Source organism: Tahibacter caeni (genome assembly GCF_024609805.1).
Classification (GTDB): Bacteria; Pseudomonadota; Gammaproteobacteria; order Xanthomonadales; family Rhodanobacteraceae; genus Tahibacter; species Tahibacter caeni.
In genome coordinates, this window is the sequence record NZ_JANFVR010000176.1 from 1 (window position 1) to 10,059 (window position 10,059).

Sequence of the window (10,059 nt, forward strand, 5' to 3'; positions counted from 1 at the left end):
TTGCACTCCGACAGCAGGCCATCCAGCATCGACTCGTCCAACTTCTTCGCCACTCTCTCGCTCCTTGCGACTTGCGCCGCCTTCTAGCAAAGAGCAGCTACACAGTTCAAATTACAGACTCTAAAAAAGACGGCAGTGGAGGAGTGGATATTACAATCAACATGAGCAAGGCGATCAGAAGTAGCGAAAATGGGACCATCAACGTACTTGCTCGCACCGTTGCACATGAAGGTCAGCATGGTGTTGATGACCAAGCGAGAGGGTCCCCCGTTATGACCAGAGATGAACGCTTTGCTGCGGAAGTATCTGGCTATACAGCCCAAGCCATTTATCAGAAAGCAGCGGGCTTTGCAGAATCTTCTTCAGACGGCTGGACTCCTTTCGGGGGTTTCAGTCAAAAAAATATCGAGAGACAGGCAAATATCTCTGTACTGGTAGCCTGTGGTTCATCCACAGAAGGCAGTTGCAAATGAAGCTCACGATCATTTTTTTTTCTTTCCTCACTTTGGCTATTTCGCACACTCCCAAGGCGAGCGAGCAAACTTCGAGCTTCAGCGGACCCGACGGAATAACCATTCACTTCAAAAGTGGACGGCCAAACGCGAATGAATCACTCATGAGTTCTATAGATAATTTTTCGAAGTCAGCTCTCGAGAAGAACATCGAAATCCTAAAACGCCATCCGCAACTTAGAGTAGAGTTGCTGGGTTTTACGGACGATAGAGAGTGTTCTGGAAAATATTGTCATGAGCTATCGACCAGGAGAGTGCAACGTGTACTTGACTGGATATTGTCTAACGGTATTCCAAGAAACTCCGTGGTCAAAGCGGAAGGAAAGTCCACTGATATGCCGATAGGCGACAATAAAACGGAAGAAGGCAGAGCAATTAACAGACGCGTCGAATTCAACTTAAGCCTTTAGAGAGTTTCCGCCGCGCAGCACGTGTGGCGCTTTCGACGTTACGTAACCAACGGGACGCAACAATTCAGGGCCCAGCTTGCTGGGCCCTGAGCTATTTATCCCCCCTGCATCCCCAGTTCGTTAGGTCCATTCCAAAAGAACGGCGCAGTTCCCTCGCAGCTCAAAGGTCCGAAAGGTGAATGCGTATTGGCCTATCGAGGGCGCTACAACCGAAAGCAGCAGGGAGACCCACTGAGGGGTGCAGTTCGAGCCTTTCGTGGTCGATGCCCGCCGCGCAACTCAGCCGGCCGCCAGCACGATCTTCACCAGCACCCACGCATACGCGTAGAGCAGCAGCTTCTTGCCGGCGACGTAGACCGTGCCGGCCAGCGCGAGCCGCCACCAGTGCCGGCGCAGGTCGACGACGAAGAACTGGCTCAGCGCGAGCAGCACGATGCCGAGCTCGATCGCGCCCATGGTCCAGCCCGACCATTGCTTGTGCCAAGCCAGCCAGGCCGGCGAGCGCAGGATCAGCAGCGGCAGCTGGTTCAGCACGTTGGCGAGGATGACGACGAACTGCGCATACAGTGCGAGCACGAGGTGCTCGACCGCGTTGTAGCCGAGGCGCTTGCGGAAGCCGCTCATCGACGCCGCCCAGATCGCGACGAGGCCGAGCGAGAACGACCACTCGGCGTACTTGCGCACGGTCTCGAGCACCTTGGAGACCTGCGCGTCGGCCGAATTCAGGTAGCGCGTCTGCGCGAGCACGACGAGCAGCAGGCCGATCGCGACGAGCAGCAGCTTCAGCGGATGCGTGTGCCGCTTGCGCACGCCGAACACGTAGTCGCGCGCGACCTTGCCGGGCCCGGTCAGCAGGCGCAGCGCCGACTGCAGCTGATCGAGCTCGAACAGCCGCAGCTTTTCCCAGACTTCGCCGCGCAGCGTGCCGATGCCGAGGCGCGCGGCCTTCTTCTGCCCGCATTCCGCGCAATGCGGCCCGGACAGCGCCGCACCGCAGTTGCGGCAGAGCGCGGCGGCGAAGAACGCGTCGGAGAGGATCACGGGCTTGGCGGGAACGGTCACGGCGGCGGTCCGCAGAGGGTGGCCCCACGCCGTACGCGGAAACGCCGCGGTTTCTCCGGTGCGCCGGATGGCGAATACCCGCCTGGCTCCGCTGCGAGAAACCGGATGGCTGTTCTCTCCGTCTCTCTCGCAGGTGGAGCAGGGAGGTAGGCCGCCAAGCTCCGGCACCGCATTGAATTTTCCTTGAAGCATTCAAGGCCGGCGCGCGACGGCCGACTTGCGGGCCGTTCCCTGCGGGCGCCGGGCGCCCGGCAGGCTGGAGTGCCGCGCGCATCCCGCCGGTCGTATCACGAAAAGACGGCTGTCGCGTCGATACGTTCACACCGCGGTCTCCGCGCTCGGGCGGCGCGCGGAGGTCACTCCAGCCCGAACAGCTCCGCCAGATCGCTCTCGTCGAACCGCAGCGCCTGGGTCGTGCCGCCTTCGAGCACGGCCTGGGCGAGGTCGGCCTTGCGCTGCTGCATGTCCTGGATCTTTTCCTCGACCGTGCCGGTGCAGATCAGCTTGTAGACGAACACCGGCTTGTCCTGGCCGATGCGATGCGCGCGGTCGGTGGCCTGGGCCTCGACGGCCGGATTCCACCAGGGGTCGTAGTGGATCACGGTGTCGGCCATGGTCAGGTTCAGGCCGACGCCGCCGGCCTTGAGGCTGATCAGGAATACCGGCACGCGGCCCGACTGGAAGTCCTCGACGAGCTCGGCGCGGTTGCGCGACTGGCCGGTCAGGGTCTGGTGGCGTATGCCTTCGGCGGTCAGCGACTGCTCGATGAGCTCGAGCATTTCGGCGAACTGCGAGAACACGAGCACGTGGCGGCCTTCGGCGGCGAGCTCGCGCAGCAGATCGAGCAGCAGGTCGAGCTTGGCCGATTCCGGCGCCTTGCGCGCGCGTTCGAGCTTGACGAGGCGCGGGTCGCAGCAGACCTGGCGCAGCTTCAGCAGGGCGTCGAGCACGACGATGCCCGACTGCGCGAGACCGCGTTCGCGGATCGCCTCGCGCACGCGCTCGTGCTGGGCCAGACGCAGCGATTCGTAGAGCTCGCGCTGCTTGCCGACGAGCTCGACGCCGCGCTCGATGACGGTCTTCGGCGGCAGGTCCAGCAGCACGTCTTCCTTGCGTCGGCGCAGCATCAGCGGCGCTATGCGCCGGTGCAGCTTGGCCTGGCGCTCGGCGTCGGCATGTTTCTCGATCGGCGTGCGGTAATGGCGCACGAACGCGCGCTCGTCGCCGAGCAGGCCCGGCTCGACCGCGTCGAACTGGGCCCAGAGCTCGCCGAGATGGTTTTCCAGCGGCGTGCCGGTCATCGCGAGGCGACGCCGCGCGTTCAGTTCGCGCACGACCTTCGCGGCCTGGGTGCGCGCGTTCTTGATCGCCTGCGCCTCGTCGAGGATCAGCAGCGAGAATGGCTGTTCGATCAGCACGTCGCGGTCGCGCGCGAGCAGCGGATAGGTCGTTATGACGAGATCGTGCTCGGGAATCGCGGCAAAGTTCGCGTCGCGCGCCGAGCCGTGCAGGATCAGCACACGCAGCTGCGGCGCGAAGCGCTGCGCCTCGGCGCGCCAGTTCCAGACCAGGCTGGTCGGCGCGACGACGAGCGCCGGCCGGTCCAGCTCGCCGCGCTGGCGCAGGGTTTCCAGGTGCGCGAGTACCTGCACGGTCTTGCCGAGGCCCATGTCGTCGGCCAGGATGCCGCCGAGGCCGGACTGGCCGAGGAATTCCAGCCAGGCCAGGCCGTCGCGCTGGTACGGCCGCAGACTGGCGCCGAAGCCCGGCGGCTCGGACACCGGCAGCCGTTCGGCGCGCAGCTGCGCGAGCATGTCCCTGAGCCGGTTCGCGCCGCGCCACGGCAGCGCGGCGGCGCCCTGCGACAGTTCCTCGACGACGCCGGCCTGGGCGCGGCGCAGCTGCAGCCGTTCGCGCGCATTGCCCTGTTCCAGCCATTCCAGCAGCGGCGCGATCAGCGCGCGCACGCGCGCGACCGGCAGCGGCACGCGGCGGCGCGCGTCGACGGGCGCGAGCCATATCGCGTCGGGCGCTTCCTTGGCCGGCGCGACCAGCGGAAACGCCGGGTCGGTCAGCGCGCGCTGCAGTATCGGCAGCAGGTCCACGCGCTCGCCGGCGATGTCGATGCCGAGCGACAGATCGAACCAGGCATTGCCGCTGTCGTTGACGTCCGCATGCCAGGCGTCCGGCGCCGGCAGGATCTCGACCGGCGAGCCCGCGTCGAATTCGAGCTGGAAACCGTCGGCCTGCAGGCGCATGGCCAGCGCGAGCAGATGGTCGGGCGGCGCGAGTTCGCTGCGGCCGCGCTCGAGTACGAACACGCCCTGCGCGTGATCGTCCAGGCGCAGGCCGTGGGCGTAGGCGACGTCGCCGGCCTCCACGAGCTTGTGCCGGTCCAGCCGCTCGTACGCGGCGATCTCGGCGCTGCGGTCGCGACGTATGTCGAGGACGCGGCCGCCGACGAAACGGCGTTCGCGCGCCTGCATGCCGGCGTAGTCGACGCGCTGGCCGGCATAGTCGAAGGTCAGGTGCAGGCAGCCGGCGACGTAGCTCGTGCCGCCGCGCGCCGGCCGTGCCTTCAGGGTGCCCAGACGCAGTATCGGCGTCGGCGCGACCTGGATGACTTCGATCTCGCCGTGGTCGGCCGGCATCGGCAAGTCGGCCAGGGATTCGGTGTTCTTCCAGCGTTCGCGCAGCAGCGGCGCCTGTTCGGGCTGCACCGACGGCGCGCGCAGCAGGCGCTCGGCCATGGCGACGTCGCCGTCGACCGGTCCGATTTCGCTGGCGACCGGATCCCAGTACCAGAGCCCGGCGATGCGCAGCAGCTGCGTGGCCGCTGCCGCGTCGACGATGCTCGCGGCCATGCGCTGCGTGCCGTCGGGCTGCGGCTGCCAGATCCATTCGACGCGGCGGCGCGGACCTGGTGTGAGCGCCGCGCTGCCGGGCTTGCCGAAATAGCAGGGCGTGTGCGCGAGCACGTCGACGAGCCAGGCCTCGTGCCTCGGCGACGCCAGGCGCTGCCAGCTGCCGTTGCGCAGGAATTCGGTCTGCGCCATGCGCAGCTCGGCGATGCGCTGGAATTCGTCGGGCGACAGGCCGACCCAGGGGTCGCCGCGTCCCTGTACCGGCTGCACCGGCCGCGGCGACACCAGGCCGCCGCGCTTGCCGTGGCGGAACCACATGGCCTGGGCGCAGAGGCCGGCCGGCATGCCCGGCGCGGTCTCGAACAGGAAGCCGAGCACGCGGTCCTCGCCGACGTGGCCGGTATTCGCGACCGGCAGGTTCAGGCTCGACAGCCACTGGTCCCAGGGCCTCAGGTCGGGCTTGAGCTGCGCCGGCGACGGCGGCGCGCTCAGCGCGAAGCTGCCGGCCGCGTCGTCGTCCCAGCTCCAGTCCTCGCCGAGCGCTTCGAGCACGAGCGCGGCGACGTGTTTGCAGCCTGCGCCGACCGGGCAGCTGCAGTGCGTGTCGGCGACGGCGCGGCGGCCCTGCGGCAGCAGGCGGAAGCCGCAGCGATACGGATCGACGGCGTTGCCCTGGACCAGGCCGAACAGCACGCCGGCCGAACCTTCGCTGCGGTAGTCCTTCTCCAGCACGCGGCCGCTGTCGACATAGTCCAGGCCACGCTCGAGGATGGCCGGGGTAAAGACGCTACCGAAGTCGAACCGCGCTAGCAGCTGGATGAACTGCGACCGATCCATGGGCCTCCCGGCGCTTGCGCAGCGACGGCGCCGCACGCCGCCGCTGAGACAGATAAACGCCGATTATGCCGAGAATCGGCCGCCGTGGGCGCCGCGGTCTTCGCGGCGCCGGACGGCGGCGTAATACCGGGTTCAGGCGACCAGCTTGACCGCGACGGCCTTCGGGTTGCGCCAGGTCGCGAGCAGCTCGTTCCAGCGCGCCTTGGCGCGGGCTTCGTGCTCTTCCTTGACGTGGCCGTAGCCGCGGATCTGTTCCGGCACGCTCGCGATGTCGACGGCCAGGCTGCGGTTGTCCGCATTCAGGGTGCGCAGCAGCTCGTCGATCGCGGCGAAGTAGTCGGCGATCCATTGCCGCTCCATGCGCCGTTCGGCGGTCTTGCCGAAGATGTCGAACGCGCCGCCGCGCAGGCCCTTGAACTTGGCCAGCAGGCGGAACGCGCCGAGCATCCAGGAACCGTATTCGCGCTTGACCAGATGGCCTTCGCTGTCGCGTCGCGCGAGCAGCGGCGGCGCGAGGTGGAAGTGCAGCTTGTAGTCGCCGTCGAAGGTGTCGCGGATCTGCTCGAGGAACTGCGGCCGGCTGTACAGGCGCGCGACCTCGTACTCGTCCTTGTAGGCCATGAGCTTGAACGCATAGCGCGCGACGGCTTCGCCGAGCGCCGCGGCGCCGGGCGCCTGGGCGGCCTCGGCTGCGCGCACGCGTTCGACGAGCGCGCGGTATTTCTGCGCGTAGGCGGCGTCCTGGTACTCGGTCAGGAACGCGACGCGGCGAGCGATCACGCTGTCGAGATCCGGCGAGATCAGGCGGTCGTCGAGCAGGCTGTCGCCGCCGGCGGCCAGCGGATCCGGCACGTCGGCGCCGCTGTCCTTGCCGGCCGCGGCGAGCACCGTCGCGACGTCGTGAGCAGCCATGCGGCCCCAGTTGAACGCCGCGCGGTTCTGTTCGATCGCCGCGCCGTTGAGCTCGATCGCGCGGATCAGCGCGTCGAGGCTCAGCGGCACCCAGCCCTTCTGCCAGGCATAGCCGAGCATGAACAGGTTGCCCATGATCGAGTCGCCGAGCAGGGTCGTGGCCAGGCCCGTCGCGTCGACGAGTTCCGGCGCTTCGGCGCCGAGCGCGACCTTGACCGCGGCGATGATTTCCGCCGACGGGAACTGCATGTCCGGCCGCGTCGTGAACGTGCCCGGCATGGCTTCGTAGGTGTTCAGCACCGCGTGCGTGCGGCCCGCGCGGATCTTCGACAGCGCCCAGTAGTCGTTGACGACGACCATGTCGCAGCCGAGCACGAGGTCGGCCTCGCCGGCGGCGATGCGCACGGCGTGGATGTCCGACGGCGCGCGCGCGATGCGCAGATGGCAGGTCACCGCGCCGCCCTTCTGCGCGAGGCCGGTCTGGTCGAGCACGGTCGCGCCCTTGCCTTCCAGGTGCGCGGCCATGCCGACGAGCGCGCCGATCGTGACGACGCCGGTGCCGCCGATGCCGGTCACGAGGATGTTCCAGGGCTGCGCGAGATCGCTCGCGAAAACCGGATGCGGCAGCGCGTCGAAATCGACCTTGCCGACGCCCTTGCGCTTCTTCAGGCCGCCGCCGTGCACCGTGACGAAGCTCGGGCAGAAGCCTTTGACGCAGGAGAAATCCTTGTTGCAGTTGGACTGGTCGATCTCGCGCTTGCGGCCGAATTCGGTTTCCTTCGGCAGCACCGACACGCAGAACGACTTCTTGCCGCAGTCGCCGCAGCCTTCGCAGACCTGCGTGTTGATGAAGACGCGCTTCTTCGGGTCCTCGAGCTTGCCGCGCTTGCGCCGGCGGCGCTTCTCGGTCGCGCAGGTCTGGTCGTAGATGATGACCGTGGTGCCGGGCGTCTCGCGCAGGCGCTTCTGCACGGCGTCGAGCTCGCTGCGGTCGAGGAATTCAACGCCTTCGGGGAAGATTTCCGGGCGCGACCATTTCTCGATGTCGTCCGACAGCAGCACGATGGTCTTCACGCCTTCGGCGCGGACCTGGTGTGCGATGTCGGGCACGGTCAGCGTGCCGTCGACGGGCTGGCCGCCGGTCATCGCGACGGCGTCGTTGTACAGGATCTTGTAGGTGATGTTGACCTTCGCCGCGATGGCCTGGCGTATCGCGAGCGAGCCGGAATGGAAATAGGTGCCGTCGCCGAGGTTCTGGAACACGTGCCTGGTTTCGGTGAACGGCGCCTGGCCGCACCACGTGGTGCCTTCGCCGCCCATCTGCGTGAAGGTCTCGGTGCGGCGGTCCATCCAGGTCACCATGTAATGGCAACCGATGCCGCCGAGACCGCGCGAGCCTTCCGGCACGACGGTGGACGTGTTGTGCGGGCAGCCCGAGCAGTAGTGCGCGGCGCGCGGGAAGCTCGCGCGCGGCAGCGCCAGCTCCTTCTCCTTCGCGGCGAGGAACGCGAGGCGGTTCTCGATCGTTTCCGAGGTGAAGAAGCGCGACAGCCGCTTGGCGATCACGCGCGCGATGCGCGCCGGGGTCAGCTCGTTCGTCGACGGCAGGATCCAGTTGTCCTCCTCGTCGTACTTGCCGACGATGGACGGACGCGTGTGGTGATCCCAGTTGTACATGTGTTCCTTCATCTGCGATTCGATGAAGGAGCGCTTTTCCTCGACGACGATGATGTCCTCGAGACCGCGCGCGAATTCGCGGATGCCGATCGGCTCGAGCGGCCAGGTCATGCCGACCTTGTAGACGCGCAGGCCGATGTCGGCCGCCTCGCGCACGCCGATGCCGAGGTATTCCAGCGCCTGCAGCACGTCGAGGTAGCTCTTGCCCGTCGTCACGATGCCGAGGCGCGCCTTCGGCGAATCGATGACGGTGCGGTCGATGCGGTTCGCGCGCGCGAACGCGACGGCGGCCTGCACGGCGTACTGGTGCAAGCGCATTTCCTGGTCGAGCGGCGGATCGGGCCAGCGGATGCTCAGGCCGCCCGGCGGCAGCACGAAGTCTTCCGGCATCACGATGTCGAGCTGATGCGGATTGACGTTGACCGAGGCCGAGGACTCCACGGTTTCGGCGATCGTCTTGAAACCGACCCAGCGCCCCGTGAAGCGCGACATGGCCCAGCCGAGCAGGCCCATGTCGAGGATGTCCTGCACGCCGGCCGGATTCAGCACCGGCATCATGGCCGAGACGAATTCCAGTTCGGAACCATGCGGCAATGTGGAGGAACGACAGGCGTGGTCGTCGGCCGCGAGCGCGAGCACGCCGCCGTGTTTCGAGGTGCCGGCCGCGTTGCCGTGCTTGAACACGTCGCCGCAGCGGTCCACGCCGGGGCCCTTGCCGTACCACATCGCGAACACGCCGTCGTATTTCGCGCCCGGGAACAGGTTGGCCTGCTGCGAGCCCCAGACCATGGTTGCGCCGAGGTCCTCGTTGAGGCCGGGCGTGAACTCGATGTTCGACGACTTCAGGTGCTTGCGCGCCTTCCACAGTTCCAGGTCGAAGCCGCCGAGCGGCGAGCCGCGGTAGCCGGAGATGAAGCCGGCGGTGTTCAGCCCGGCGGCGCGATCGCGCATCTGCTGCATCAGCGGCAGGCGCACGAGAGCCTGCACGCCCGAGAGGTAGATGCGGCCTTCGCTACGTGTGTACTTGTGCTCGAGGCTGTACTCGCGGTCGATTTCGGCGGGCTGGACGGCTGGCACGGACATGGACGGGGATCCGGTGGCGAGCGGAGGGAATCGGCGATTTTAGCGGTCGCGGCATGGTGCCACGACTGGCTCAGGTCCGGACAAGTGGCGACCTCGGCAGCGTTTGCGCCGTCGCTCTTGTGCACTGCCGCGTATCTCCACAACCCCGCCGAACGCTTGCGCTGCAAGCGCCCGGCCGCCCCCTTGACTCAAGGGTGCTGTCGGGACGACTTCGGCAGCGTTCGCCCTTTCGCTCCTGTGCGCGGTGATTTCTGGCGGGGCCGCGGAACGTTAGGCCGGTGCTCGCTGCGGCTAACCGGCTTCGGTCGTCGACTCGGCCGGTGCGGCCGGCTCGGCCGCTGCGGCGGCGTCGGCGATCCAGCGCGGCCATTCGGGCCAGAAGAACCAGGCGGTCGGGGTCAGGCGGATCGCGCGGTCGAGCAGGTCGGCGAGTTTCTGCAGGGTGGCCGGGTCGGCCGGGTCCAGCGGTTCGCCGATGACGAAGCGACGCAGGCCGCGGTCGAGGTCGAACTCCATCCAGTACGGCACGACCGGCACGCCGGCGGCCTTGGCCAGCTCGAGGGTTCCGTCGGGAAAGCTCGCGTCGCGGTCGAGCAGGCGCACGGGCCGCTGGCCGCGCGGCGCCATGCGCGGCGGCATGTCGAGCACGCTGACGACGGCGGCACCCTCGTCGAGCGCGCGCGCGAGCTGGGCCTTGGCGCC

At 67.3% G+C, this 10,059-nt stretch carries 6 protein-coding genes; 2 read left to right on the top strand and 4 right to left on the bottom strand.

Annotated features, from left to right (window positions below):
* Both NON22_RS14800 and NON22_RS14805 read left to right on the top strand, forming a co-directional pair.
* Window positions 1–473 (top strand): hypothetical protein (locus NON22_RS14800; protein WP_257387717.1); only part of this gene is annotated, 473 nt, incomplete at its 5' end.
* Entirely contained in the window at window positions 470–922 is a 453-nt protein-coding gene (locus NON22_RS14805) for an OmpA family protein (RefSeq protein WP_257387718.1), read from the top strand. The genes NON22_RS14800 and NON22_RS14805, both read left to right, overlap by 4 nt.
* Before the next feature lie 279 nt (window positions 923–1,201).
* Here NON22_RS14805 and NON22_RS14810 read toward each other — a convergent pair whose 3' ends face one another.
* The 4 genes from NON22_RS14810 to NON22_RS14825 form a co-directional block, all read right to left on the bottom strand.
* The gene (locus tag NON22_RS14810) at window positions 1,202–1,984 is read right to left on the bottom strand and encodes a DUF3667 domain-containing protein (protein ID WP_257387719.1); all 783 of its coding nucleotides are present in this window, start codon (window positions 1,982–1,984) and stop codon (window positions 1,202–1,204) included.
* 356 nt (window positions 1,985–2,340) lie between these two features.
* Window positions 2,341–5,685: a DEAD/DEAH box helicase gene (locus NON22_RS14815; protein WP_257387720.1), complete on the bottom strand. Its 3,345-nt coding sequence runs from the start codon at window positions 5,683–5,685 to the stop codon at window positions 2,341–2,343.
* Window positions 5,686–5,817: 132 nt separating this feature from the next.
* The gene (locus tag NON22_RS14820) at window positions 5,818–9,357 is read right to left on the bottom strand and encodes an indolepyruvate ferredoxin oxidoreductase family protein (protein ID WP_257387721.1); all 3,540 of its coding nucleotides are present in this window, start codon (window positions 9,355–9,357) and stop codon (window positions 5,818–5,820) included.
* A 291-nt stretch (window positions 9,358–9,648) separates the two neighbouring features.
* Window positions 9,649–10,059 (bottom strand): lysophospholipid acyltransferase family protein (locus NON22_RS14825; RefSeq protein ID WP_257387722.1); only part of this gene is annotated, 411 nt, incomplete at its 5' end.

Excerpts from the sequence above, each read along its gene's own strand:
- NON22_RS14820 (WP_257387721.1), bottom strand. The coding sequence starts at position 9,357 with ATGTCCGTGCCAGCCGTCCAGCCCGCCGAAATCGACCGCGAGTACAGC.
- NON22_RS14805 (WP_257387718.1), top strand. The coding sequence starts at position 470 with ATGAAGCTCACGATCATTTTTTTTTCTTTCCTCACTTTGGCTATTTCG.
- NON22_RS14815 (WP_257387720.1), bottom strand. The coding sequence starts at position 5,685 with ATGGATCGGTCGCAGTTCATCCAGCTGCTAGCGCGGTTCGACTTCGGT.